Annotated in this window: 24 protein-coding genes and 2 rRNA genes; 13 read left to right on the plus strand and 13 right to left on the minus strand. The window is 43.6% G+C overall.

Annotated elements, in window-relative coordinates; genetic code table 11:
• Nucleotides 1–120, plus strand: a 23S ribosomal RNA gene (locus ACFQZI_RS12650); the annotation flags it as partial.
• A 270-nt stretch (nucleotides 121–390) separates the two neighbouring features.
• Nucleotides 391–502 (plus strand): 5S ribosomal RNA (rrf, locus tag ACFQZI_RS12655).
• Nucleotides 503–613: 111 nt separating this feature from the next.
• Here rrf and ACFQZI_RS12660 read toward each other — a convergent pair.
• The 6 genes from ACFQZI_RS12660 to ACFQZI_RS12685 all read right to left on the minus strand — a co-directional run bounded on the left by ACFQZI_RS12660 (nucleotide 614) and on the right by ACFQZI_RS12685 (nucleotide 4853).
• Nucleotides 614–1612 carry a DUF6371 domain-containing protein gene (locus ACFQZI_RS12660; protein WP_377142963.1) on the minus strand — a complete coding sequence of 333 codons (999 nt, stop codon included), beginning with the start codon at nucleotides 1610–1612 and terminating at the stop codon, nucleotides 614–616.
• A 187-nt stretch (nucleotides 1613–1799) separates the two neighbouring features.
• Nucleotides 1800–2837 carry an AAA family ATPase gene (locus ACFQZI_RS12665; RefSeq protein WP_377142965.1) on the minus strand — a complete coding sequence of 346 codons (1038 nt, stop codon included), beginning with the start codon at nucleotides 2835–2837 and terminating at the stop codon, nucleotides 1800–1802.
• A 390-nt stretch (nucleotides 2838–3227) separates the two neighbouring features.
• The gene (locus ACFQZI_RS12670) at nucleotides 3228–3587 is read right to left on the minus strand and encodes a hypothetical protein (protein WP_377142966.1); all 360 of its coding nucleotides are present in this window, start codon (nucleotides 3585–3587) and stop codon (nucleotides 3228–3230) included.
• 53 nt (nucleotides 3588–3640) lie between these two features.
• The gene (locus ACFQZI_RS12675; RefSeq protein ID WP_377142968.1) at nucleotides 3641–4351 is read right to left on the minus strand and encodes a hypothetical protein; all 711 of its coding nucleotides are present in this window, start codon (nucleotides 4349–4351) and stop codon (nucleotides 3641–3643) included.
• 32 nt (nucleotides 4352–4383) lie between these two features.
• Nucleotides 4384–4554, minus strand: a complete 171-nt coding sequence (locus ACFQZI_RS12680; protein ID WP_377142969.1) for a hypothetical protein — start codon at nucleotides 4552–4554, stop codon at nucleotides 4384–4386.
• 98 nt (nucleotides 4555–4652) lie between these two features.
• Nucleotides 4653–4853 (minus strand): hypothetical protein, encoded by a 201-nt coding sequence (locus ACFQZI_RS12685; RefSeq protein WP_377142971.1) that lies wholly within the window; start codon nucleotides 4851–4853, stop codon nucleotides 4653–4655.
• 88 nt (nucleotides 4854–4941) lie between these two features.
• On the opposite strand from ACFQZI_RS12685, the gene ACFQZI_RS12690 reads away from it, so the two are divergent.
• Together ACFQZI_RS12690 and ACFQZI_RS12695 are read left to right on the plus strand one after the other, a co-directional pair.
• The gene (locus tag ACFQZI_RS12690) at nucleotides 4942–5286 is read left to right on the plus strand and encodes a hypothetical protein (protein WP_377142973.1); all 345 of its coding nucleotides are present in this window, start codon (nucleotides 4942–4944) and stop codon (nucleotides 5284–5286) included.
• Nucleotides 5287–5402: 116 nt separating this feature from the next.
• Nucleotides 5403–5540 carry a hypothetical protein gene (locus ACFQZI_RS12695; RefSeq protein WP_377142975.1) on the plus strand — a complete coding sequence of 46 codons (138 nt, stop codon included), beginning with the start codon at nucleotides 5403–5405 and terminating at the stop codon, nucleotides 5538–5540.
• A 28-nt stretch (nucleotides 5541–5568) separates the two neighbouring features.
• On the opposite strand, the gene ACFQZI_RS12700 is transcribed toward ACFQZI_RS12695, so the two are convergent.
• Genes ACFQZI_RS12700 through ACFQZI_RS12715 form a run of 4 tightly spaced genes read right to left on the minus strand, consistent with a single transcriptional unit; the run spans nucleotide 5569 to nucleotide 12499 of the window.
• Entirely contained in the window at nucleotides 5569–7152 is a 1584-nt protein-coding gene (locus tag ACFQZI_RS12700; protein WP_377142977.1) for a hypothetical protein, read from the minus strand.
• A 1-nt stretch (nucleotide 7153) separates the two neighbouring features.
• A complete protein-coding gene (locus ACFQZI_RS12705; RefSeq protein ID WP_377142979.1) occupies nucleotides 7154–9001 on the minus strand; it encodes a glycosyltransferase in 1848 nt (615 codons plus the stop codon).
• Nucleotides 9002–9050: 49 nt separating this feature from the next.
• Nucleotides 9051–11138, minus strand: coding sequence for a cellulose biosynthesis cyclic di-GMP-binding regulatory protein BcsB (locus ACFQZI_RS12710; RefSeq protein ID WP_377142981.1), 2088 nt, complete (start codon nucleotides 11136–11138; stop codon nucleotides 9051–9053).
• A 14-nt stretch (nucleotides 11139–11152) separates the two neighbouring features.
• Nucleotides 11153–12499: a sensor histidine kinase gene (locus ACFQZI_RS12715; protein WP_377142983.1), complete on the minus strand. Its 1347-nt coding sequence runs from the start codon at nucleotides 12497–12499 to the stop codon at nucleotides 11153–11155.
• Nucleotides 12500–12642: 143 nt separating this feature from the next.
• Here ACFQZI_RS12715 and ACFQZI_RS12720 point away from each other — a divergent pair, with 143 nt between their 5' ends.
• Nucleotides 12643–13701, plus strand: coding sequence for a glycoside hydrolase family 5 protein (locus ACFQZI_RS12720; protein ID WP_377142984.1), 1059 nt, complete (start codon nucleotides 12643–12645; stop codon nucleotides 13699–13701).
• 45 nt (nucleotides 13702–13746) lie between these two features.
• Nucleotides 13747–14727 carry an acyl-ACP desaturase gene (locus tag ACFQZI_RS12725; RefSeq protein WP_377142986.1) on the plus strand — a complete coding sequence of 327 codons (981 nt, stop codon included), beginning with the start codon at nucleotides 13747–13749 and terminating at the stop codon, nucleotides 14725–14727.
• Nucleotides 14728–15245: 518 nt separating this feature from the next.
• On the opposite strand, the gene ACFQZI_RS12730 is transcribed toward ACFQZI_RS12725, so the two are convergent.
• The gene (locus tag ACFQZI_RS12730) at nucleotides 15246–15572 is read right to left on the minus strand and encodes a hypothetical protein (RefSeq protein WP_377142988.1); all 327 of its coding nucleotides are present in this window, start codon (nucleotides 15570–15572) and stop codon (nucleotides 15246–15248) included.
• Between the two features lie 114 nt (nucleotides 15573–15686).
• Between ACFQZI_RS12730 and ACFQZI_RS12735 the strand changes: the two genes are divergently transcribed.
• From ACFQZI_RS12735 to pyrH, 7 genes are all read left to right on the plus strand, one after another.
• Nucleotides 15687–16706: an aldo/keto reductase gene (locus tag ACFQZI_RS12735; RefSeq protein ID WP_377142989.1), complete on the plus strand. Its 1020-nt coding sequence runs from the start codon at nucleotides 15687–15689 to the stop codon at nucleotides 16704–16706.
• A gap of 115 nt (nucleotides 16707–16821) precedes the next feature.
• Nucleotides 16822–17259, plus strand: a complete 438-nt coding sequence (rplM, locus tag ACFQZI_RS12740; protein WP_067062091.1) for a 50S ribosomal protein L13 — start codon at nucleotides 16822–16824, stop codon at nucleotides 17257–17259.
• 25 nt (nucleotides 17260–17284) lie between these two features.
• Nucleotides 17285–17671, plus strand: a complete 387-nt coding sequence (rpsI, locus tag ACFQZI_RS12745; protein ID WP_377142991.1) for a 30S ribosomal protein S9 — start codon at nucleotides 17285–17287, stop codon at nucleotides 17669–17671.
• 19 nt (nucleotides 17672–17690) lie between these two features.
• Nucleotides 17691–18545: a 30S ribosomal protein S2 gene (rpsB, locus tag ACFQZI_RS12750; RefSeq protein ID WP_191176806.1), complete on the plus strand. Its 855-nt coding sequence runs from the start codon at nucleotides 17691–17693 to the stop codon at nucleotides 18543–18545.
• A gap of 92 nt (nucleotides 18546–18637) precedes the next feature.
• Complete coding sequence (tsf, locus tag ACFQZI_RS12755) at nucleotides 18638–19489, plus strand: translation elongation factor Ts (protein WP_377142994.1); 852 nt, start codon at nucleotides 18638–18640, stop codon at nucleotides 19487–19489.
• A 113-nt stretch (nucleotides 19490–19602) separates the two neighbouring features.
• On the plus strand, nucleotides 19603–20724 hold the full coding sequence (gene nagA / locus ACFQZI_RS12760; RefSeq protein WP_377142995.1) for an N-acetylglucosamine-6-phosphate deacetylase: 1122 nt from the start codon (nucleotides 19603–19605) through the stop codon (nucleotides 20722–20724).
• A gap of 50 nt (nucleotides 20725–20774) precedes the next feature.
• Nucleotides 20775–21479, plus strand: a complete 705-nt coding sequence (gene pyrH, locus ACFQZI_RS12765; RefSeq protein ID WP_377142997.1) for a UMP kinase — start codon at nucleotides 20775–20777, stop codon at nucleotides 21477–21479.
• A 345-nt stretch (nucleotides 21480–21824) separates the two neighbouring features.
• Here pyrH and ACFQZI_RS12770 read toward each other — a convergent pair whose 3' ends face one another.
• Together ACFQZI_RS12770 and pdhA are read right to left on the minus strand one after the other, a co-directional pair.
• Nucleotides 21825–23522, minus strand: a complete 1698-nt coding sequence (locus tag ACFQZI_RS12770; protein WP_377142999.1) for a pyruvate dehydrogenase complex dihydrolipoamide acetyltransferase — start codon at nucleotides 23520–23522, stop codon at nucleotides 21825–21827.
• A gap of 41 nt (nucleotides 23523–23563) precedes the next feature.
• Entirely contained in the window at nucleotides 23564–24559 is a 996-nt protein-coding gene (gene pdhA / locus ACFQZI_RS12775) for a pyruvate dehydrogenase (acetyl-transferring) E1 component subunit alpha (protein WP_377143001.1), read from the minus strand.
• Nucleotides 24560–24587 lie beyond the last annotated feature (28 nt).

The raw sequence follows: 24587 nt of genomic DNA on the forward strand, positions 1-24587 counted from the left end.
ACTAGCCACAAGATGAGACTTCCATTGAGGATCGTAGCAGACTACTACGTTGATAGGTTACAGATATAAAGGTGGTGACATCAAAGTCGAGTAATACTAATAATCCGAAGCTTTCTCATAGCAGGTAATTAAAGTGATCAGAGATCAGATGAACAGAGATTAGGCAACTAATCACCGATCTCCAACCTCTGATCACCCAACACAAAGCTGTTGTTTTCTCTAAAACTTACTTCTTTCAATAATTGTCTTAGATATGAGAAGTGAGATATGAGATGCGAGATAACTCTCCATCGCAAATATCCTCTTCTTAATATCAAATAAAATATCGGTTTGTTGTGTAACGGATCATGGGTCTCAAATCTCATATCTAACATCTCAAATCTAAAAACTTCAGGTGCCTATATCGGCGGTGTCCACCTCTTCCCATTCCGAACAGAGAAGTTAAGCCCGCCAGAGCCGATGGTACTGCAGTAAAATGTGGGAGAGTAGGTCGGTGCCAAATCTTAAAGTTAAACCCGTTATCCATCCAGATAACGGGTTTCTTTGTTTATATAACTTTTCTGCCTGTCCGTCCGTCCGCAGGTGCTGGTGTTGGCGGACACAAACGGACACCTCATATAAACTCCACATCACCCAAATCAATCCCCTTTCTCCTGTCGGTTGCTGTGGCCATCAGTTCCAGGTCTTTTGATACCCTGAATATTGTACCCGGTAACCCGCGCTGTAATTCCATAGCCTTTTGCTGCCATTTGCTGTACGCGTTAACATCGGGGAACAGCAGCACTTTGCGGCCATGCAGTACTTTACACTTGGTTACGTTTAAACCTACTAAACTACCACAGGCCAGCCATACAAAGGCAGGCATTAAAGCGGCGGCTATGATGGCCGTCTTCTCGCTTTCGGTAATGGCTACAGGCTTGTATGGTGCTGATATTAACAGGTGTTCGCCGAACAGGCATTGGTTAAGAATAAAGTTTGCACTTGCAGGTTTGCAGTTTGCAAGCCCCTGCTGCCCACTGCTAACTGATGACTGCCCACTTTTTGCATTCATCGCTTTCAATATCTGCGTATGTGCCCAAGTAATGTGGTTGTAGGGCTGCTTAACCCGCTTGCCTGTTCGCTTATTGTACAGCATTATTTTGCCTGTACGTACATAACCCTCTGCATCTAATTGCCAAAACACCGTTGCGCCATGCCAATGGCTGCTTGTGCCTAAGCGGTACTGCTGCGCCAGATGTGCCGCAACATCTATCCCGAACCTGCTAATTAAATACTGATAAAAGTTATTCTTATCGTAATCTAAAAAGCTGTCGTTCACATAACCGGGGCTGATGTAATAATCTGCATGAGGTTTGGCTGTGCGCTGCTTTTTAACCGCAGGGCTGCTAATTGCTAAACGGTAATTACCCACAGCCGCAAAATACTGCCTTGGCGTAAAGTGGTAGCCGCATTTGTCCAGCCTGTCGCACAAGCCAACGTGCGGGGCAATGGCTTCGCCTGTTTCGGTATCTATATATAAGGTAAGGGTTTTGGTGCGGTGGTTGCAGTTGGGGCAACGATAGCGCGATTGCATACCGCTGTACGGCTGTAATTGGTATTTGTGATGTGGCATGAGGGGATGTTCTGATAGTTCCCCTCCCTGGAGGGGGTGTGATGGGTATTGTGTAGTGGCAGGGGTGGGTGTCGCCTAATGCATGGCGGCGAACCCCTCCCTTACCCTCCCGGGGGAGGGAATTATTTGCCTGTCCGTCCGTCCGCAAGGTACGGCACCTGCGGACGGACGGACACTTTGCAGCCGGTTAAACTTTTAGCAACCTATCTACCTTTTGGTGGTTGATGCTTAACTCCTTGCCAATATCGCGCAGGCTGTAACCCTGGGCTTTAAGGTCTAAGGCTTTTATGCGCAGGTCTTCGTCCTTGTCGGCCTTTTTACGCGTTAGCTGCTGCCACTCTTCGCCAAAGGCCACAAACTCGTAGTGCAAAAAGTTGTCGGGCTTGCTGATGCGGCAAAGGCAAATGTTGCTGTCGCCATATACCTGCTCGGTATTGCGCTGTTTAATTTGTTTAAGGTAGCGCAGGCTGTTATCGGCATTGCTTTCGCCTATTGTAAAGGCGCTGTCGCAAAAGTTCATGAGCATTTTACTGCCCTGCAAATCGTTACGGGTAATGGGCTGGGTAAGGTCGCGCTTTGGGGTGTGGGCTAATACCAGGATGCTAAGGTCGTACTTGTTTTTGAGGTTCTTTAACTCTTTCATTAAAGGCAATGCGCCTGCTGCCTGCTCGGTTTCGTTACGCAGGTAAGTAAGGTTGTCAATAATAAGCACCTTGGCATTGGTAGCCACCACGCAGCGTTCCAGATCATGTATCAGGTACTCATCAAAATCGTTAAAGCCGTTTGGCAGTTCAATGTCTGAATTGATCTTGCCCCGTAAAAAGTTTTGGTTAAACTGGTAGTGGTTGGTGTACTCGTTACTGTAGCGAGCCTCAAACTGCTTATCGGTCAATTCAAAATCGCAGTACACAACGGGTTGCGCTGGTGCTTCTACGGTAAAGGGCGCGTAGCCTGTGCCACGGGTAATGGCATCGGCAATTTGTACGGCAAGGATGCTTTTGCCAAGGTTGCTATCAGCAAACAGGATGCATACTTCGCCCTGGTGCCAAAACTTATCAAAAAGCATCAGCGGGATAGCCGTGTTACTGGCCTCCTGCATCCAGTAATTGGCATCACGCACCATCAGTACGCTATCGGTACCGGTATTGGGTTGGTTAAGGAGGTTTAAACTGCGGGCTTGCAGGTCTGCAGCGTTAAGTTGTAAGCTGCCGGTAGGTTGGGTCATATAATTGAAGATTAGTTAAGTGGTTGATTAGTTGATTGGGTTAAGTGGTTAAGAGAACCATTCACCACGCACCATGCAACTATGTACTAAAATCCTAACAGGATTTTTAGAAAATACCCCTCCTTTAACCCATTTTAACAATAGGCTTTCATCTGTGGGCCTTAAGCAGGCAGGTGCAGAGCTGTAGTACGATATTTGGTTGGGTGTCCGTCCGTCCGCGGGTGCGATAGGCTTCGGACAAAAACGGACAGGCTAAAAGCCCGGGAGGATTATATTCACTACAAATATACAGAAATATCTTTAATTTATAAAGAAGTATTTAGAATTTGTCCGAAAGTGTCCAAAGGGATGGGGATGAGTGGACGGACGGACGGGGGTAATAATGGGAACTTATAAAAATCTATCGGCATCGTCAGGTTTATTTAGCAAGTTGTACAAATCAAATTGCTCTTGAACTTCTGATGCGAATTTAACCGGCTTATCGTCAATGTAAAATTCTCCGATTGCTCGCTCAATAATTAATAACCCATTTCTATTTTGATATTCTTTAGGCCAGGCACCTTGTGGTGTTACCTCAGTAAAGCCTAACGCAGATAGACTTGATGGTAGATTGAGTTCGTCTATATCGCCGTTGTCGATTGAGATATAATTTTCTCCGTTGAAAAAGATACTGTGATTATCATCTTGCTTGTCAATAAATTGTCCCCACTCAGATCGGGAAATATTTACTATTATACTACCATGCTTCATAGAATTTCATTTAAATTGGTGGTATTCAATAACCTTGAAGTTAACATGAAAAGTTAAAGTATAAGTTTATCACCATGTTCAAAAAGATACTTTACTCCTTGAGTTAAAAACTGCTTTCCTACTTCCTTAAATATACCTTTCAAAATTTCTGGGCCCTCCTTAGTTATCTTGGCAAGTATGGTAGAAAACTTTTTGGCAATCCACTCTTTTGTTTGATTACCCAAATCTGACCTTAAGTTTGCTGCATCCTCTATTATTTCTGCAATCTGCTCACTGTTTTCCTCGGTTTCATAATTTCTTATTTCATTAATTATTTGAGATAAGTTTTCTTCTAACAGAAAAATTTGCTTAACTGAAAGTGGCTCGTTTTTATTTTCGTCATTAAGGTTTAAGCCATCAAGAAATTGATCTTCAAGATTTTTTAAAAAAGGGTCTTTATCTTCTTCTTCAAATTTTGCATATTCCTCTAAGCAGTTATACCATACTTTAAAAAAGTTGTCAAGAGATTCAGCCTTTAAATAAAAGCTACGAGATTCCACGTCATTAACACTTCCAGGTTTCATTGTAACATGATATCCATGTTTTTCAGAATAGTTGCTAATACGGAAGTAAAAATCAGATGTCTTTTCTTGATCGACAGCTTTAAACAAGTGGTCACCCGAATCATCTAAATAAAAAAGATTATTAGGTGCTTTTTTCGTTTTTTCAAAGTCTCTCAATTCATGTAAAACAGCAATTGGAAACTGTTTATTTATCCTTTTCATTCTAACAAATATAATAAATTCCGTTTGTTTTGTTATTCCTCCACATCCGCCTCAAACAGTATATAAGCCCATTTGTCCTGGTTGTTTTCGTTTTCGGCTACTATGTTAAAGGCTTTTACTATCCAGCCTTCATGAGCGTATTCGTTAATCAGGTTTTGCACTTGTTCTAAGGCAATGCAGTTTAAAAATCGGTAGTATTTCATATTTATATGGGGTTTTAAGGTGTCCGGCTTTGTCCACATCATCGCATACCTGCGGACGGACGGACGGGCTTAGAGATTAGTTGATTGGTGAGTAGAGATTAGTTTTTATTTTGGCTAATCTGGTGGTCTGCCGTGTTCATTACTTCGGTTTGGCGGGTATGCAGGGTTACCCGTTTCCTCAATTTGCAATAATGCTGGTTGCGGAACATGGCCATGTGGGGGCGCAGGTCTGCTAACATTTCCATGGCTTCTAAAAGCATTTCGAGGCGTTGCTCACTAATTTTCTTCAGGTCGTCCATGTGAATTTCTTTTTTTCAAAATTATAAAAAGGGCATTGTGATTGCTAATATTTTTAGCATAAATTTGTATGCAAACAATTTCGACAATATGAAAAGCACGGCAGTAGCAGCAGATGAGCAGGCAGGTTTAACAGGTATTAGCGTACCTTTTCAATTGAGGGTAACAAAGGGTAAAGCACCCGTGCAAGGGCAAAATACAGCCCTGATGGAGGCTACCATTTATACCGAAAACGGATCGTTCATACCCCAATACAGCTACCTGTTTGAAGCTGTGGATACCAACGGCCATCCGCTTGCTTACGTAAATGTAAACGAGTTTAAAACGGCTGTAGATGATTATTGTACCAAAGTGCTTGGTACCGAATATTATATAAAAAGCGTCCCCAGGGCATCTACCCTTTGCAGTAAAGCAATGCAGTCATTTAATTTTTAGCCTGTCCGTTTGCTGTCCGCCAACACCCGCTCCTGCGGACGGACGGACGCTTTTATAGCGTGTAGTGATTGGTTAGTAGAGATTGGTGCTTGTCAGTCTGAGCTTGTCGAAGAACTATGCGCCCGGCTATGTGGTTCGACAGGCTCACCATCACAGGGAGTACAATAAACCCGATAGGCGGAAAAGCCTTTGCAGCGTCGGCATGTGGCGCGGAAGCAAAGCTTGTACAGATAGCGGGGCTGTGGCATCCGTAAGCAGCACTGCTGTTGCTTTACTTATTAATTAGAATGAGCGGTTGCCGCTTTCGCCGGTTATTACGCGGTACACTACCCAGTCGTCGGTTTGGAACACTTTCCTAAAGTTTACATCGGGTATGGTTTGGCGGATGCTGAGGATGTATTTGTTGTTGAGCTGCGTATAGCCCGATACCGGGTTTTTCGCGGTGGCTACCACTACGTAATCTACATACTTATCGGGCGTTTCCAGCGCGCTTAGGTAGTTGCCGCGGTAGGGCATTATAAGCGGCTTAATATCGTGCGTAAAGGCTACCACGCCGTAGGCAATGGCATCGTCGAGCAGTACGTGCGCGTCGCTGGGGAGGCTGTTGAGGTAGTTGGCTATCTCTTCGTTATCCATCTGCAGGTCGGCCTTTTTGTCTTTTATAAAAACCTTTACAAAGTTGCGCTCTTCGGTAATAGCCGAGTTGCGTAAGAAGTACCAGCCGGTGTATAGCTGTATAAGCACGGTTACCAGCAGCAGCAGCTTAAACGCGCCGTGGTTTTTTACTACGTGGGCCTTAAATATTACGCAGAGGTAGGCCAGTATTAAAAATATGAGGTAGTACTGGTAGGCCAGAAAAACCTTGTCGTACTTAATGTGCAAAAACTCGATGAAGGCGAAGGGGATAAGGATGGTTAGTACCTGGTAGGTGCTTTCGCGAAACAGGTATACGGCTATGAGTATCATGGGGGCAAACAGCACCACGCGGAATGAGAGCAGGATGGATGTTTCGGGGATCTGGTAGGCGGTGTTGGTAGTTAGCTGGTCGAAACTTAGCTTATCTATCAGCACGTTCCAGGTGGCGTAGGGGCTTTCGGCAAAGTAGTTAAGGTCGTTAGCGTGGGTTAGGTTCAGCAGCTTATAGCAAAGCACGGCCGCCAGCGGCAGGCTAAACAGTATAATGTACAGCGCGAATGTTTTGTTAACCAGCTTACGCCTTAACGACGGGCTGTTGAAGCTTAAGAACAGGCGGAAGATGCTCTCCTGCTCGCCCAGGTTTAAGCTGTGTATGGTGATGGATAGCACCAGCGGCAGAAAGAACAGCGTAAGCCAGATGAAACGGTAATCGCAAAAGATCAATATAACCAAACACAAGCTGGCTATTGATACGTGGAACGTGGTGTTTGAGCGATAAAACTTAAACAGGTTTAAAAAGAACAGGAAGAAGAAGGTAAGTATCAAATAGATGCTTTTGCCCGATGCCGCCGTGTAAATAATACCGGGGTGAAAAAGGAACAGGATAAGCAGCAGCCAGATGTAACCATCGTCGTTAAGTCGCCTGGCTACGGTTGATGCTATTACGTAGAACAGTATGGCCGTGCCCACTGCCGATGCCAGTACCGGCGCCAGCGTTTGGCTAAATATAGTGAACAAAAACGTGGCGTAAAAGGGGATGATGGGCGATGTTAGCCCCATTACCTTTAAACGGTTCCCCAAGCCCTCGAACACTATTTTAGATTTTTCGATATAAAACAACGACTCGTGGTTGTAATAGCCCAGATTATTGAGGTACACACCGCACACCAGGTAGTAAACCACCAGTATAAAGGTTAGTATAAATAGGTATATGGTGCCCGTTAGCTTCATATTATTTTACAACGTTTGTTGGGCTGTTCACTTTACTTAAACCGTGGTTGGTTTTTTCCCAGTAGAATGGTTTCACCACCAGCTGGTACAGGCCTTTATAAGCCGATATGGAGTGCATGAGCCAATAAATGGGGTTGGCTATGGCGAACAGTATCAGCTCGTAATATCGGCGTTTAAATACGGCTATCATGTTAACGTAGATCATGAGGATATTGCCCACCATAAGGTTAAAGATAGACATGAACAGCACCCAATCCGGAAACAGGCTACGGATGGTAGACAGATCGAAAACCACGTAGCAGATAAAGATGGCCAGCAGCAGCGGATATACCAAAAAGGTAATTGGCGTAGCGCCGATGAAGAAGTTAAAGCCCAGGAAACCCTTCCAGCCAATCTCTTTCCACAAGGCAACCGGGTCGCGCATGTGCACCAGGTAGGTTTGCATGTAGCCTTTTATCCAGCGGCTGCGCTGGCGTATCCAGTTAAAGGGCTCGTTATTGGCCTCCTCGTAGGTGGTGGAGTTAATGATGGCTATCTTATAGCCTTTAGCATAGGCGCGTACGCCAAGGTCGGCATCTTCGGTTACGTTAAAGGGATCCCAGGCGCCAAGCTCTACCAGTTCGTTCAGCTTAAAGTGGTTACTTGTACCACCCAGGGGTATGGGGATATCCAGTGTATCCAGCCCGGGCAACATATAATCGAACCAGTATGAATATTCGAGGGTGAACATACGGGTAAGGAAGTTCTCGTTACGGTTAAAGTAATTTAAGGCGCTTTGTACGCAGATGTACTCTGATGGCAGCTTGTCGAACAGCGACACCACTTTTTTCAGCTGGTCGGTATCAGGGATGTCCTCGGCATCGTAAATGGTAAGGAACTTACCACGCGCAAAGTGCAGGCCATAGTTACAGGCCTTTGGCTTTGTTTTGGGCATGTGGAACGGCACCACAATAACCTCGAACACGGCTGGGAAATCAAGATTTTTTACGGCGTTGAATGTTTTATCGTCTTCCTCCTCGATCAGCAGTTTAATATCCAGCTTATGGCGTGGGTAATCTATAGATTGCAGGTTCCAGATGAGTTTTTTGATCAGCTTATCTTCTTTAAACACCGGGAGCAGGATGGTATAGATGGGCAGATCGTCGTCGCTCATCTGTTTCAGGTCATCTTTTGTAACGGCCTGGTGCAGTTCAAACCTCGAGCCTACAAGCGCCAGAAACAGCTTAAATATAATAGCCACCAAAAAGAACGAACTGATGATAACGTTGATGATAATGGAGGTGTTCTTGAAGCTCAGCACCAACCCAATAGCCACCAAAGCGATGATAACGAATATCACAATGAGTTGGGCGGTAGAAAAGGTTACGATGGCAGAGCTATCCGGGTCGCGCTTCATCAGCTCGAACACGGCCGATTTGGTGTACTTTTCGCCCAGCAGTTTATTGCTTAACCAGGTAATATCCAGGTCTGATGCAAGGACGATCTCGGGCTCCATGTCATATGTAAAGCGGACGAAGTCTATAAAAAGGCTGTCATCCGGCGCGGCCATCAGGCACACCACCTTGCCGTTTTCTATACGGAGGGGCATGGCCAGGCGGTCGTGCGCAAAGTTGAGGTCTATTTTGCTGAGTACCTCTTCGTCGTACGCTTCATCGCGGGGGCGTTCGTTAATGGTAAACCCGGCGTTAAGGATGGAGCGGTCATAATTTTTACGTGAGATATATCCCGAAGTGAGCGCTATCTTGATGAAGGACAACCCCGATTCATTTGAATGTACTTCAATTGCCTCGCGATCCCCTGCCGTGATGAACCCATCATTAGTCAACAATTCGGGAATTGATATACTCATGAACAAATTAATATATAATTAAACCTTGCGCTTTTTGCTCTCCGGAACATTAATCGTTAAACAGCTCCTGTGATTTTTGAACCTTTGAACGGATGTACAGGAACGACAGCAGGATAAGCACCAATATACCTAACAGGATATACAGGTTGTAGTTATCCCAGAAGCGGGTTAAGGCGCTCTTGGTGTCGATATACTCCAGGTTATCGCTCGATTTATTTATATTGAACAGGTACTTGTTGTTGTTAACATCAGATATACAAACGTTACTGCTCAGTGTCGACAGCTGTTCGGTAATTGATTTTGAAGCCGCAAGGAAGGCATCGGCCAGGTGTTTACCGGTGGCGGTTAGTACCAGTGTGGCGTTATTGCTGCGGCCATAAAAGATCTGTGCTAAACCGTTAGATGTAGTATCGGCAAGTGAGTAAACAATCGTGTTATTATCGGTATTGTACAGCCTGAAGTTACGGTTAAACTTAATAGGTGCATCCGGAAACTCATTCATCAATGGGTCATCCTTTGCTAAAAGGGCTATAATATTGTTCTTTTTAAGTTCGGATGGCGTTTTAGCAATATCATCAGAGTAAATAAATTCGGGGAAGTTATTAGCGTTGATGTTGTTGTTTAACTCGTATATAATTTCGCCCATGGCACCGGCAGCATATTTAGCATATGGTTTTGATACCACAATGCGGGTTGTACCGCTGTTAAATGCCTCGGGATACTGGTAGAAGCTCAGGTCGCTGGTGATGAAAGGGTTTTTAGATTCCAGGTATGATTTATCAACGTCTACCTCGGCAAAGAAATTGGTAAAGCTGTTTTTACAGTTACCATTGTTAGGGTAAAACCTAAACTCGGCTTCCAGCGTGTTGTATTTGTGATGCTGGTAACGGTTAATGGTAACAGATGTATTTAACTTGCCCGATGCGTCAAGCTTTTCGCTGCTTAATAGCAAACCATTAAGGTATATGTTAAAGAAACCACGGTCGCCGGGGTTTAGGGAGCTGTAATTAGCTACTATGCGAATCTCCACCTCTTTAGGTGTAAAGCTAAAATCTGAGTTTTTAAAGTTAAAGGCGCTTTTTAACGAACCAATACCCGATAAGAAATCGCTTACGCCGCCAATTTGCTTCAACGATAGTTTAGAGCGGTTCTCGTCGATAGTTTTGAAGAAGGTGTTTTGTGCTTTGTTTACCAGCAGGTAATCGCCAAAGGTTGAGTTAAGCACATTCATATTACCTAAAGCGGTGATGGTTTTTTCGTAACCGGCATCATCTCCGCCGGTAACAAACAATATCTCGGTAGGTACAGACTCAAGCGACACCGATTTTACTGGAGTAAGCCTGCCGCGTACATCCACCATGCGGGTTACTGTATCGGTAACTGTAGTTACCGCTTTATGCAGGTATAATAAGCCCTGGTTAGATTGTGGTGTAACTTTAACTAACGATTTTTTATCCTGGGGCAAAGTGGCCATGGTACCAACCATAATGTAGTTGCGTACGCTATCGGGCAATTTATCTACCTCATAAACGCCAATGTTTTTGGTTTGGGTTTTCTTTAACCTCGAGTATGCCCAGGCAACGGCCTTAAGATCGTGCAGGGTGGGGTTACTGCCATAAACCACTGCTGTTTTAGAATCGAAACAATTACTGATGTTGATATTGTTGAAGAAGTTTTTACTGCTTTTTACTAACGACAGGTACGAATAGTTTTTGATCTTTAACCACATGGCCGGGTTGTCAAGGTCGCGGCATTGGTCATCCGTTATGGTTAGCAGGGTTTTAACAGTTATTTTAAGGTAATTATCTGCTGAGATATCCGCCTTAGATAACGGGAATATGATCTTCTGGATGGAGTCTTTTGTTAAACGGCCGCTATATACCGGTTTGGTACCAACAAATAAGTTGATGTATGACCTGTCTCGTATCAAAGCCTGCGATGGCTCAAAATATATAACCAGCTTACTGCCGTTTATTTCGTACTGAGGGGTTATTTTGAAATAAAAGGAGGTAGCCCCGCTCATACCAAATATAGGTTCATCATCATTATGCCCCATTGCTTTAAATGACATGATGGTTTGAGAATACGTAGCTGTAGTAAATAGTATAAAAGCCAGTAAGGTCAGGAATCTTTTCATCAGATTATAATTCGTTAGTTTATTACGTAAAATTCTACTCTAAAATAATTGCCGTTATCGTCGCTGCGGTAAACAAGGTCGCCGCCAAGCTCTTTGGTCATTAGTTTGGCAATAGAAAGGCCAAGGCCAAGCCTGCTCTCAATATTACCCGATGCATCATTAAGCGTTTTTAGCTTATTAAACATCATATCCAGCTCTTCCTGGCCAATGGCAATACCTTCATCTATAATCTCAAACACAAACTTCTGGCGCTGTAAACTTGTAACAACCTTAATGTCGTTGTTGGTTTGCGAGAACTTTATAGCATTTGAAAGTAAATTTTGAAACACCTGGCCTACAAATACTTTATCAAGCTTAACGTGTAGCGGTAGTTTTAAAATGTTATCTGTTAAATGGATGTTTTTCATTTGCGCGGTTTCCTGCAAACCCCTAAACACATGGCTAACCTCAGCGTTAATGTCAAATATCTCCATGTTAAATTTCATCTCCGGAGATTCTATTTCCTTAACATCCATTAGCTTGTTAAGCATATACTGCATCTTTTCGGCACTCTCGCCAATGTAATTGGTATATTCTTTTTGGTCGGCGCTAAGGCGGTAATCCTCTTCCTTAAGCATGTTATTACTCATAACTATTGAACCAATAAGGTTCTTAAGATCATGACCGGCAATATTTATAAAGCTGTTTTTTTGATCATCCAGTTTGCGTAGTTGCTCATACTGGCGGTCAATAATGTTATTCTTTTCGTTAATGTTCTGGTTTTGCTCTTTCAACTGCTCGTTGCTCTTCTCGATCAGTATCTGCGAGCGTACTTCGCGGGCAATAACCTTATAGCGCGCGTTTGGTATTAAGCAGGAGATAAAAGCGATAATAAAGAACATTTGCCCGCCGTTGCTTATAACAAGGTCTAAAGTATATTCGCTAAAGAGGTTGTAAAACACGGCAAGCAGCAATAAAGCTACCAGGGTTTGAATGATAGAATTTACAGGCTCCCAAAATACCTGCAGGTTAAAGAATAATATGATGGTTGCATATATTAAATAGTATGTTGTTTGCTGCTGTATGTTAACTACGTTACATAGAATTGCGTAGGTAACAGATAGCAGGAAGAAACTGATATGCAGCAGCGTTCGGTAATTGTATTTACGTGCCTGAAAAAAACTGTACAAACCATATATAATAAGTATGGTTATAATACGTACAATTAAAAATTGCAGCCAAATATTATTGGCGTATATAAAATCAACAATGCTAAATATGGGGTAAAGGAATATAATTGTCCAGATTATATTGTTAGTTTGATACCAGGCTTTTTTTGATATCTCTTTTATATACTCCTCTTTTGAAATTTGAACAAACATTTTCTATCCTTAAATTATAATATAAATAAGTTTAGCTTTTTAAAAGCAATAAGACATTGAAAAATCCAGTTCTTAAAAATACATTTCCCAAACTGTTTATAAACCGGCTTATTATAATATTAATTATAATTATGCAGAGCATTATGGCAAAAAGCAATCCAATGCCATTAACCGAAAGGCAAACTGCATTTAACAGGGCCAAAAGCCTGGGAAATGGTATAAGCATATCATGGCTGGAGCAAACGTGGAATAAGGATGTTTTAAGTATAAAACCCATTAAAAGCGCTGATTTTAGTTTAATAAAGCAACTTGGTTTTACAAGTATAAGGTTGCCGGTAGCGTTTGAATACTTCCAGGATCAACACATTCCTGATGAGAAAGTATTTACTCATATTGATGAAGTTTTGAAACAATGCAATATATACGGGTTAAAACTAATTATAGATTATCACTACGGGAACCTATCTGATACCAACTATTTAACCGAGACGCCGAAGATCATCAACCAATGGCTTAAACTGGTTAAGAGATTTATACGGGAAAGCCCAGATAAGGTTTTCTTTGAATTGTATAACGAACCGCCCCACATGAACCCCAAAGTGTGGAAGGATGCGCTTTACAACATAGTAACCGCCATTCGTAAGGTGGATAGAAAACGCACCCTTATAGTAGGGGCGTCAAACTTTAACAGCATTTACGAGCTAAGCCGCATGAAGCGCCTGGCCGATGAAAATATTATCTACACCTTTCATTTTTATGAGCCATTCTTTTTTACCCACCAGGGCGCCGATTGGGTGGGCGACCAAATGGCTACAACCGGGGTGCCTTTTCCTTACAACGTAAAAACATACCCGCCGCTAAACCCAAAAGCAGTTGGTACCTGGGGCGAGAACAACTATTACCAGTACCGTACAGATGGTAACGAGCAATCGGTACACGATAAATTGCAAATTGTTAAAAACTGGAGCACCAAATATGGTGTTCCTATATTATGCGGCGAATATGGGGCTTATAATAAATATGCCGATGCAGATAGCCGATGCAGATATATAAAAGCGGTACGGAAAAATTTGAAGGCCCTGGGCATCCCCGGGATAATGTGGGATTATAACTCCAACTTTTCGATATTTAACGGGCAGCCGGCAGTTAGTAACCTAAGCGATTGCATGAAGCAAGCGATTGATTATAACGGAGCAAAATAATATTATAGTTTTAAATGATTAACTTTGCCCACCTAAGATAGTACTATGAAATTTTTTGAGGAGAAACGTAAAGAAGTAATGGCGCATATAGAAAAGTTCATGCTTGAAAAAATGAACGAGTACCTTAAGCCTATTGACACCATTTGGCAACCTTCTGATTTTTTGCCTGATGCGTCGAGAGATACGTTTTTTAGCGAAATAAAAGAAATGCAGGAAAGCGCGCGTGGTTTATCTTACGACCTCGTTGCTGTACTTATAGGTGATACCATTACTGAAGAAGCCCTGCCTACCTACGAATCGTGGTTAACCATGGTTGAAGGTGTAAGCGATAACGAAGAAGGTGGCTGGATGAAATGGACCCGCCACTGGACTGCCGAAGAGAACCGCCACGGCGATCTTTTAAACAAATACCTTTATTTAAGCGGCCGCGTTAACATGCGCATGATGGAGGTAAGCACCCAATACCTTATTGCCGATGGTTTTGATATAGGTACCGGCCACGACCCATACCGTAACTTTATTTATACATCGTTTCAGGAGCTGGCAACCAACGTATCTCACCGCCGTGTAGCATCACAGGCTAAAAAAGATGGCGATACCTTGCTTTCAAAGATGTGTGGTGTAATTGCAGGCGACGAAGCCCGCCATGCTAAAGCTTACAAATACTTTATCGAAAAAATTTTTGAGGTTGACCCCAACGAGGCTATGCTTGCTTTTGAGGATATGATGCGCAAAAAAATTGTGATGCCTGCACACTTCCTGCGCGAGATTGGTTTAAAAATAGGCCAAACCTTCGGCCACTTTACCGATGCTGCCGAGCGCCTGGGTATTTACACGGCGATTGATTATGTAGACATCTTAAAAGAACTCATAGAAGACTGGCATATAGAAAGCGTTGTTGACCTTAAAGAAGACGGCGAAAAAGCCCGCGACTATATCATGAACCTGCCAAACCGCCTGATAAGGGTTGCCGAGCGCATGAAAAACCCAATGCTGGAGTACAAGTTCAGCTGGATATACGGATAAGAAAATATCTATAGCGTAGTAGACTAACCCGGCCATCGCTACGCTCAACCACCCTCTTTCCGCTTACGGAAAGAGGGTTTTGTTTTTTGATATTTTCCACCCTATTTGCGAAGCAGAGAGTGTCGACCAGCGGAGCGTAGTCGGGGTGAGTAAAATAATGATGTAGGGATATTCGGCAAGGCTCATCATAACATTTTAGATTCTCTGTGAAAATCTTTATAACCTCTGTGATTAAGATATGCAGGACCTTTTTGGTCGCAAAGCCTGAGCGTGTAAATATAATGAGTTCGATATGCTTCGTTAGGAGCAATCGCTTTGTAGCGGGAAGATTAAAATATCATTTGCTCCGTAGGAGCAATCCAATATCGGAGAAGGATAGTCTCTAACGAGGCAAAATAAAAAGGATATATAGCTTTACAAAGCGATAGTCCCTACGGGGCTTGAAGATTGATATTCGCCATGTTAGGTAACAACACTACGTGTGTAATCTCTGATCTCCGGTCACCAATATCTATACCCTACCCTTCCTGCACCAGGTCTGTCCCCCTCCCGTTCGATACATCATCAAATAAATTGTTCAGTATAGATTCTACCGTTATAGAATTGATATCATCTACATAATGTTCGTTTCGGGTTATCCATAATTCATCATCCTGCACGGCAATGCTGAAAAGTACGCCGTCGTATAATTCGGGTTGTGAAATCTCTATACCTGCAGGAGTATTGGTAACGGTAAAGTTGATGTCGCTTTGTTTTTGCTTATGGAAAAGAGGGTTTAGCTTTTCATTGATATGATTATAAAGCTCGTTGATATTAACAGGTTTATGCAGGGTAATGCGTTTCATAGCTTTTGATATTTGTAATATTACAATTGATATGCAGCGATTGTTTATCCACTCTTTTATTTGCGTTTTTAAAACACCAGTTTTGCTTAACCGTTACATCTAAAAACTACCACTATGAAATATAAATTACTGGGCCGCTCGGGCCTTAAAGTATCCGAACTTTGTTTAGGCACTATGGGCTTCGGTACCGAAGGCGGCTGGGGTGCAGATGCTGCCACCAGCTTTGAGATAATGGACCAATATGCCAATGCCGGCGGCAACTTTTTAGATACTGCCAACATTTATAAACTGGGCACCAGCGAAAAGATCATAGGCGATTACCTGTCAACACAAGACCGCGATTACTTTGTGCTCGCTACTAAATATACCTTAAAAGATAATACCACCAATCCAAATGCCAGCGGCAACAGCCGTAAAAACATGATGCGTAGCGTGGAGCAAAGCCTTAAACGTTTAAAGACAGATTTTATAGACGTGCTGTACCTGCACATTTGGGACGATATTACCCCGATTGATGAAGTGCTGCGCGGCTTGGATGACCTGATAAAGCAAGGTAAGGTTACCTATGCCGCCATAAGCGATACCCCTGCCTGGATAGTTGCCAAAGGCAACACCCTTGCCGAGCTAATGGGCTGGAGCCAGTTTATCGCTCTGCAAGTAGAATATAGCCTGCTGGCCCGCACCGCCGAGCGCGAGCTGATACCGATGGCCAAGCATTTCGGGATGACGGTTACCCCATGGGCGCCACTTGCCGGGGGCGCGCTTACCGGCAAATACTTAAAAGGCGACAAAGGCCGCATCAAAGCCGATAGCAAACGTTTGGATGCCCGTGCCGAAAGCATCACCAAAGTGGTGATGGAAATAGCGCAGGAACTTGGCGTATCTGAAAGCCATGTAGCTTTGCAATGGACCATGAGCAAAGGTTTTAGCTGCATCCCAATTGTTGGCGCAACCAAGGTTGATCAGTTAAAAGACAACCTTAAAACTGTAGACGTAGTACTAAGCCTTGAGCACATTTCCAGACTGGATGATGCCAGCAAAATAGAGTTAGGCTTCCCCGGCGATTTCTTTAATGAAGAAGCAGTGAAGGTTAACAGCTTTGGCGGGTTTTATGATAGGGTGGAGAAGAGGTAGGATACACACCCAATAATTCCTCAAAAACCATTTGTTAATTAAACAATTAAGCCTATCTTTGCAGTCCCGTAATTACGGGGTAAAGTATACGTTTAATAAATTTAATTAAAAGCAAGTGAATACGTTAAGTTACAAAACTGTCTCAGCCAACAAGAAAACCGTTAATAAAGAATGGGTTGTTGTTGATGCAAACAATGAGATTTTGGGGCGCTTGTGTACTAAGATCGCGATGATGATCAGAGGTAAACACAAGCCAGGGTTCACCCCACACGTAGACTGCGGAGATAATGTAATTGTTATCAATGCAGACAAGGTTAAACTGACCGGAAACAAATTCAGCGAAAAGCAATATGTTTCTTACACCGGTTACCCGGGTGGTCAGCGTTTCATTTCTCCAAAAGAGTTAATGGCAAAGCATCCTGAGCGTGTGATTGAAAAAGCCGTACGTGGTATGTTACCTAAAAACCGTTTAGGCCGTGCTATTTATGGTAACCTGCATGTTTACGCAGGTGCAGAGCATCCTCATGCAGCTCAAAATCCAACAACCATTTAATTTTTAATCACAAGGAGAAAAGAAAATGCCAACAACTAACACTTCAGGCAGAAGAAAAACCGCTGTGGCCCGTATCTATTTGAACGACGGCACCGGCACTATTACCGTTAACGGTAAAGATTACAAAGAGTACTTCCCTACCTTACCATTACAATACATCGTTATGCAATCAACAGAAGTTTCTGGCTCTGCCGGTAAATTTGATGTTAAAGTAAACGTTGCAGGCGGTGGTGTTAAAGGCCAGGCAGAAGCCGTTCGTTTAGCCATCGCGAAAGCTATTGTTGAACTGGATCCGGAGAAAAAACCAGCATTACGCGCTAAAGGTTTAATGACACGTGATGACCGTATGGTTGAGCGTAAGAAACCAGGACGTAGAAAAGCACGTAAGAAATTCCAATTCAGTAAACGATAATTTAAGGAGGACACAAACAATGGCAAGAACAACATATCAGGATTTACTGGATGCAGGTGTACACTTTGGTCACCTTACCCGCAAATGGGACCCGAAAATGTCACAGTACATTTTCATGGAGCGCAATGGTATCCACATTATAGATTTAAATAAAACCTTATCTAAGGTTGAAGAGGCTGCTGCTGCAATTAAACAAATTGTAAAATCGGGCCGTAAAGTATTATTCGTAGCAACAAAGAAACAAGCGAAAGATATTGTAGCTGAATATGCAAAAGGCGTAAACATGCCTTACATCACCGAGCGTTGGTTGGGTGGTATGTTAACCAACTTTGCTACCGTACGTAAGTCGATCAAAAAGATGTCGAACATCGATAAATTGACTAAAGACGGTACTTACAGCAACTTATCTAAAAAAGAGCGTTTGATGATACAGCGCGAGCGTATCAAATTAGAAACATTGTTAGGTGGTATCGCGGACCTTAACCGTTTACCGGCTGCATTGTTCCTGATCGACGTTAAGAAAGAACACATCGCGGTTTCTGAGGCTTTGAAATTAAACATCCCGACCTTCGCGATGGTTGATACAAACTCTGACCCATCTAACATTGATTTCCCTATCCCGGCGAATGACGATGCTACCAAATCGATCTCTTTGATCACCGGTATCATCATCAAAGCTATTGAAGAAGGTTTAGATGAGCGCAAACGCGAGAAAGAAGACGAAACTGAAAAAGAAGCAGCTGCTGCTAAAGCAAAAGCCGATGCTCCTGAAGTAGCAGACCGCTCTGAAGGTGGCAAACGTAAAAGGACTGCAGAAGTAACCGCTGAGGCTACCGAAACTGAAGCTCCTGCTGCTGATTCAACAGAAGAATAATAACATCTTGATGTTGAAAGGTTGTAAGGTTGGAATGTTTTAACATTTTAACCTTACAACCTTTCAACTTTACAACATTTAAATAAACAAACATGTCTACAGTACAAATATCTGCATCAGATGTAAACAAACTGCGCCAGCAAACAGGTGCGGGCATGATGGATTGCAAAAAAGCTTTAACCGAAACTAACGGTGATTTTGAAGCGGCTATTGATTTTTTAAGAAAAAAAGGTGCTAAGGTTGCTGCAAGCCGCCAGGACCGCGAATCTAACGAAGGTGCTGTTATTGCACGTACTTCAGAAGATTTTAAAACAGGTGTTATCATCGAGCTTAACTGCGAAACAGATTTCGTAGCTAAAAACGCTGAGTTCATCGCTTTCGCTAACGAAATTGCAAACGCGGCGGTTCAAAACAAACCGGCTTCTATCGAAGCGCTTTACGATCTTACCATTGATGTTGAAAACGCACGCGTGAAAATTGGCGATGCTATCATCGACAAAACTGGTAAAATTGGCGAGAAGATCGGCGTATCTAAATACGAAGTTATTGAAGGCGATAAAGTTGTTGCTTACATCCACGGTAACTACCGCTTAGGTGTATTGGTAGGCTTAAGCAAAGCTGTTGACGGTGCCGATGAAGCAGGTAAAGACGTTGCAATGCAAATTGCTGCCATGAACCCTGTAGCTATTGATAAAGATGGTGTTGATGCAACTACTATCGAGCGTGAAATGGAAATCGCTAAAGACCAGATCCGCGCGGAAGGTAAACCTGAGGCAATGGTTGAAAAGATTGCTGCAGGTAAACTGAACAAATTCTATAAAGATTCTACCTTATTAAACCAGGAGTTTGTTAAAGACTCTTCTAAAACTGTTGCACAGTTCTTAGATACGGTTGATAAAGGCCTAACAGTTACCGCTTTCAAGCGAGTTGCTTTAGGAGCTTAATTATATTATCCCCCTCGTATAACGAGGGGGATTTTTTTTGCCCTTTATTTTGTCATCCTTAGCCTGTATACGGATGACACGTGTGAAATACTAAACATCATATACTCGGCACTATGATAACAGCACTTCATAATCTTAAACTCATCTCCGGCGGTACCATCGCCACGGGCAAAGCCATTTTAATCGAAGGCAGACGGATAAAAGCTGTAGTAAACGATACCGATATTCCTGCGGATGCAGATAAGAAAGACCTGAATGGCGCTTATGTCGCACCGGGTTTTATCGACCTGCAGATTTATGGCAGTGGCGGTAAACTGTTTGCCGGCAAGCCGGAAACAGCTGCGCTAAAGCGTATGGAAGATGACCTGCTGAACCAGGGTACCACCGGCTTCTTCGCCACCATCGGCACCAACACAAACGAAATTGTTGAACAAGGCATCGCGGCAGCAAAACAATACCGTGAAAATGCAAGGGGCAACTTTTGGGGATTACACCTGGAAGGGCCGTATTTGAATGCCGCAAAAAAGGGAGCTCACCCGGCCAATTTAATAAAAAAAGCTACCCTTGCCGAGGTTAAGGGCTGGTTAGAACAGGCAGATGGCGTTATCAGCATGATCACGATTGCCCCCGAGCTGCAAGACCAGGAGGTGATTGATTATCTGCACGCGGAGGGCATTATTATATCATCGGGACATAGCAATGCTACTTATGAACAGGGAAAACAGTTTTTAAATAAACCGATCCCGGCGGTAACACACCTGTTTAATGCCATGCCGCAAATGCATCACCGCGAGCCGGGTTATATCCCTGCTATATTTGAAGAAAAGCCTTACACCAGTATTGTTGCCGATGGCAACCATGTGGATTGGCCGATGATCCGCCTGGCAAAGCGCGAACTGGGAGATAAACTGTTCCTGATCACTGACGCGGTTACCGCAGCTACCGAAGGTGTATACCAACACAGGTTACAAGGCGATAAATACGTAATGCCCGACGGCACGTTATCCGGCTCAAGCCTTACGATGTTGAAAGCGGTACAAAACTGTGTTGAGCATGTTGGCATTGAATTAGCCGAGGCCGTAAATATGGCGACACTTTACCCGGCAGAACTTGCCGGCAAAACATCAAAGGGTAGAATAGAGGCTGGTTTTGATGCCGATCTGATCATATTTAATGAGGAATACCAAACACTGGCAACCATATTGCAGGGTGTTTATTTAACAGCCACAACATAAAATTTTAACAATACTATTTATTATCTATTTTTGATAAATCTTCCTTATAAATGAAATACAAAAGAGTATTACTTAAGCTTAGCGGCGAATCTTTAATGGGCGAACGCCAGTATGGCATTGATAACAACCAGGTTTTACAATACGCTCATGATATAAAAGCGGTTAAAGACCAGGGCATCGAAATAGCTATTGTTGTTGGGGGCGGTAACATTTTTAGGGGGCTCAGTGCCGAAAAGAGTGGTATGGAACGCGCTCAGGCCGATTATATGGGTATGTTGGCCACCGTTATTAACTGTATGGCACTTCAAAATGCCCTTGAAAGCATTGGTGTGGAAACCCGTTTACAATCGGCCATCAAAATGGAGCAGATCTGCGAACCATACATCCGCCGCAGGGCCATGCACCACTTAGAGGTAGGTAAAATTGTAATTTTTGGCGCCGGGACCGGTAACCCATATTTTACTACAGATACCGCTGCATCCTTACGCGCTATTGAAATAAAAGCAGACGTTGTACTGAAAGGTACCCGTGTAGATGGTATATACACCGCCGACCCGGAGAAAGACCCGTCTGCAACACGTTATGACGAGATAACCTTCCAGGAGGTTTACGACAAAGGCTTAAACGTAATGGATATGACCGCCATTACCCTTTGCCAGGAAAACAAGCTGCCTATCATCGTATTTGATATGAACAAAGAAGGAAACTTCATGAAGATTGCCAAAGGCGAACCAATTGGTACGCTGGTTAAGTAATTAAAGACTATAATTCAACATAAAGCCCCGCTGATTTCAGCGGGGCTTTATCATTTCATCTTCCTGCGTCATCCTATGCAAACATAGGATGACGCATAGTAACATATGCGTTAGGATTGAAGCGGATACCGGCCTTGTGGCCAAGGCCAGCACAGTATGAGCGAAAAGCCCGGGCCGCAGGCAACGCCATCGTAGAAAGTTGGCTAACCCTCCCTGCCACCGCGCCATCCCATCACACCCCTCCCGTGAGGAATGAATTGTTTACACGGCGTATATTTAAACAAAAAAAGCGATGAGTCACCCCATCGCTTTTCATCTTCGGACTTCCGACTACGGACTTCCGGCTTATATCATCATCCTTACCGGTTCTTCCAGTAATGATTTTAATGTTTGCAGGAATGCGGCAGCTGTAGCACCATCCACCACGCGGTGATCGGAGCTTAGCGTTACCTTCATTACGTTGCCCGGTACTACCACGCCATTCTTAACAACCGGGATCTGCTGGATACCGCTTACAGCAAGTATACAAGCATTTGGTGTGTTAATGATAGCGGTAAATTCGTCTACACCAAACATACCCAGGTTTGATATGGTGAAGGTTGAGCCTTCCATTTCGGCAGGTTGTAATTTTTTACCTTTTGCTTTACCGGCAAACTCTTTTACCTCTTGCGAGATATGGCTTAACGATTTGCCATCGGCAAATTTTATAACCGGTACCAACAGGCCTTCGTCAACCGCTACAGCAACACCAATATGCACGTGTTCGTTTGTACGGATGGTATCGCCCTGGAACGATGAGTTAATGGCAGGGTGTTGTTTTAGAGAAACAGCAACGGCTTTGACTACAAAATCGTTAAAGGAGATCTTAACCGGCGCAACTTCATTCATTTTGTTACGGGCAGCAATAGCCTGGTCCATATCTATCGACATGGTAACGTAGAAATGAGGCGCGGTAAATAAGCTTTCGGATAACCTGCGGCTGATGGCTTTACGCATTTGCGTAACGTTCCGTTCCGTAAATTTCTCTTCGCCTGTGTAAGTTGGCAATACAACCGGTGCTTTTGCAGCAGGGGCGCCAGCTGATGCAGCGGCTTCCTGTGGCTTGGCGGTTTCTGCAGCTTTTGCAGATGGTGTAAAGTTCTCTATATCCTTTTTGATGATACGGCCGCCTTCTGCGCTGCCTTTAACATCATTTAAATTAATGCCTTTGTCTTTAGCAATTTTGCGTGCCAGAGGTGATGCCTTAACGCGGCTGTCATCTTCGGTAGAACCGGTTGATGTAGCAGTTGGAGCAGCATCAGATGTTGCACCTCGGGGAGCTTCGCTACCGCCACCATTTTCTTCGGCAGCGGGGGCAGCATCAGCAGTACCATCGCCACCATCAGCATTATCTAATAATGGTTGAATGTCTGTACCCTCTTTACCTACAATAGCGATAATTCCGTTAACTTGTGCGGCTTCGCCTTCTTTAACGCCAATATATAATAATGTTCCTTCTTCGTAACCAACAACCTCCATGGTGGCTTTGTCGGTTGCTACGTCAGCAAGTGAATCATCCGCTTTTACTTTGTCGCCAACCTTAAAGTTCCATTTTTCGATGGTACCTTCGGTCATGGTATCGCTTAATAAAGGCATACGTATTACTGTTGCCGGGATGCTTGAGGTATCAACCTTTGGTTTTGCAGATGCAGATTTCTCTGCAGTGGCTGCGGCAGGTTTTTCATCTGCAGCCGGCTTTTCTTCTTTTTTCTCTTCGGCATTTGCAGGTGCAGCACCGCCTTCTAAAAGGGCTTTGTAATCTTCGCCTTCTTTACCTAAAACGGCAATAATGGCGTCAACAGGTACAGCGTTACCTTCCTCAACACCTATATAAAGCAAGGTGCCGTCCTGGTACGATTCAAAATCCATAGTGGCCTTATCGGTTTCTATCTCGGCCAAAACATCGCCCGATTTTACCTTGTCGCCAACTTTCTTATGCCATTTCGCCAATACCCCTTCGGTCATGGTATCGCTCATTTTGGGCATTTTAACTACTTCAGCCATATACTGTGATGAATATTGTTAATATTTATAAATATAAGATATTAGTCGCGGATGTAAGGATAATCCTGTTGTACATATACATCAGTATAAAGCTCTGATGCTTCCGGCCATGGAGAATCTTCAGAGAACTGAACCGCCTCATCAACCTGTGCTTTAATTTTCGCTTCTATCTCTTCAAACCATTTATCATCAGCATAGCCATTTTTTTGAATAGCAAGTTTTACTGTTTCAATGGGGTCTTTTGATTTGTAGCTTTCCAATTCCTCTTTAGTACGGTACTTCTGCGGATCACTCATAGAGTGGCCTTTGTAGCGGTAAGTACGCATCTCCAGGAAAGTTGGGCCTTCGCCGCGGCGTGCGCGCTGTACAGCCTCGTCCATAGCGTTGTGTACCGCTACAGGGTCCATACCATCAACAGGAGATGACGGGATGCCGTAAGGCAAGCCTAATTTGTATATATCTGTTTGTATGGTTGTACGCTCTACAGATGTACCCATGGCGTAACCGTTGTTCTCGCAAACAAAAATTACAGGCAGTTTCCATAAAGCGGCCATATTAAATGTTTCGGTTAAAGCACCCTGGCGCACGGCACCATCACCCATATAAGTGATGTTCACGTTATCGGTACCTTTATATTTCTCGGCAAAGGCTATACCCGCACCCATTGGCACCTGGCCGCCAACAATACCGTGGCCGCCATAGAAATGGTTTTCTTTGTCGAACATGTGCATCGAACCGCCTTTACCCTTAGAGCAGCCTGTTACTTTGCCATACATCTCGGCCATAACGGCTTTTGGTGATGTACCTTTAGCTAAGGCATGCGCGTGATCGCGATAAGCCGTTATTAAACTGTCTTCGTGGCGTATAACAGACATAGCGCCTGCCAATACAGCTTCCTGACCTATGTACAGGTGGCAAAATCCGCGTATTTTTTGCTGACCGTATAACTGACCGGTTTTTTCTTCAAACTTACGCATCAGGAGCATAGACTCATACCACATCAGGTAGGTGTCTTTAGTTATTTCGATTGAACTCATTTATTAAATAAAGTTTCTTTGAGAAGTG

Origin of the sequence: Mucilaginibacter lutimaris (assembly GCF_042676625.1) — a bacterium.
GTDB classification, from domain to species: Bacteria; Bacteroidota; Bacteroidia; order Sphingobacteriales; family Sphingobacteriaceae; genus Mucilaginibacter; species Mucilaginibacter lutimaris.

Bases quoted from the DNA above. Each gene is read 5' to 3' on its own strand.
- ACFQZI_RS12680 (WP_377142969.1), bottom strand. From the start codon at position 4,554: ATGAAATACTACCGATTTTTAAACTGCATTGCCTTAGAACAAGTGCAA.
- nagA (WP_377142995.1), top strand. From the start codon at position 19,603: ATGATAACAGCACTTCATAATCTTAAACTCATCTCCGGCGGTACCATC.
- ACFQZI_RS12675 (WP_377142968.1), bottom strand. From the start codon at position 4,351: ATGAAAAGGATAAATAAACAGTTTCCAATTGCTGTTTTACATGAATTG.
- ACFQZI_RS12730 (WP_377142988.1), bottom strand. From the start codon at position 15,572: ATGAAACGCATTACCCTGCATAAACCTGTTAATATCAACGAGCTTTAT.
- ACFQZI_RS12715 (WP_377142983.1), bottom strand. From the start codon at position 12,499: ATGTTTGTTCAAATTTCAAAAGAGGAGTATATAAAAGAGATATCAAAA.
- ACFQZI_RS12665 (WP_377142965.1), bottom strand. From the start codon at position 2,837: ATGACCCAACCTACCGGCAGCTTACAACTTAACGCTGCAGACCTGCAA.
- ACFQZI_RS12690 (WP_377142973.1), top strand. From the start codon at position 4,942: ATGAAAAGCACGGCAGTAGCAGCAGATGAGCAGGCAGGTTTAACAGGT.
- pdhA (WP_377143001.1), bottom strand. From the start codon at position 24,559: ATGAGTTCAATCGAAATAACTAAAGACACCTACCTGATGTGGTATGAG.
- ACFQZI_RS12685 (WP_377142971.1), bottom strand. From the start codon at position 4,853: ATGGACGACCTGAAGAAAATTAGTGAGCAACGCCTCGAAATGCTTTTA.
- ACFQZI_RS12695 (WP_377142975.1), top strand. From the start codon at position 5,403: ATGCGCCCGGCTATGTGGTTCGACAGGCTCACCATCACAGGGAGTACA.
- ACFQZI_RS12670 (WP_377142966.1), bottom strand. From the start codon at position 3,587: ATGAAGCATGGTAGTATAATAGTAAATATTTCCCGATCTGAGTGGGGA.
- ACFQZI_RS12700 (WP_377142977.1), bottom strand. From the start codon at position 7,152: ATGAAGCTAACGGGCACCATATACCTATTTATACTAACCTTTATACTG.
- ACFQZI_RS12770 (WP_377142999.1), bottom strand. From the start codon at position 23,522: ATGGCTGAAGTAGTTAAAATGCCCAAAATGAGCGATACCATGACCGAA.
- ACFQZI_RS12705 (WP_377142979.1), bottom strand. From the start codon at position 9,001: ATGAGTATATCAATTCCCGAATTGTTGACTAATGATGGGTTCATCACG.
- ACFQZI_RS12720 (WP_377142984.1), top strand. From the start codon at position 12,643: ATGGCAAAAAGCAATCCAATGCCATTAACCGAAAGGCAAACTGCATTT.
- ACFQZI_RS12710 (WP_377142981.1), bottom strand. From the start codon at position 11,138: ATGAAAAGATTCCTGACCTTACTGGCTTTTATACTATTTACTACAGCT.
- rpsI (WP_377142991.1), top strand. From the start codon at position 17,285: ATGCCAACAACTAACACTTCAGGCAGAAGAAAAACCGCTGTGGCCCGT.
- tsf (WP_377142994.1), top strand. From the start codon at position 18,638: ATGTCTACAGTACAAATATCTGCATCAGATGTAAACAAACTGCGCCAG.
- ACFQZI_RS12660 (WP_377142963.1), bottom strand. From the start codon at position 1,612: ATGCCACATCACAAATACCAATTACAGCCGTACAGCGGTATGCAATCG.
- ACFQZI_RS12735 (WP_377142989.1), top strand. From the start codon at position 15,687: ATGAAATATAAATTACTGGGCCGCTCGGGCCTTAAAGTATCCGAACTT.
- ACFQZI_RS12725 (WP_377142986.1), top strand. From the start codon at position 13,747: ATGAAATTTTTTGAGGAGAAACGTAAAGAAGTAATGGCGCATATAGAA.
- rpsB (WP_191176806.1), top strand. From the start codon at position 17,691: ATGGCAAGAACAACATATCAGGATTTACTGGATGCAGGTGTACACTTT.
- pyrH (WP_377142997.1), top strand. From the start codon at position 20,775: ATGAAATACAAAAGAGTATTACTTAAGCTTAGCGGCGAATCTTTAATG.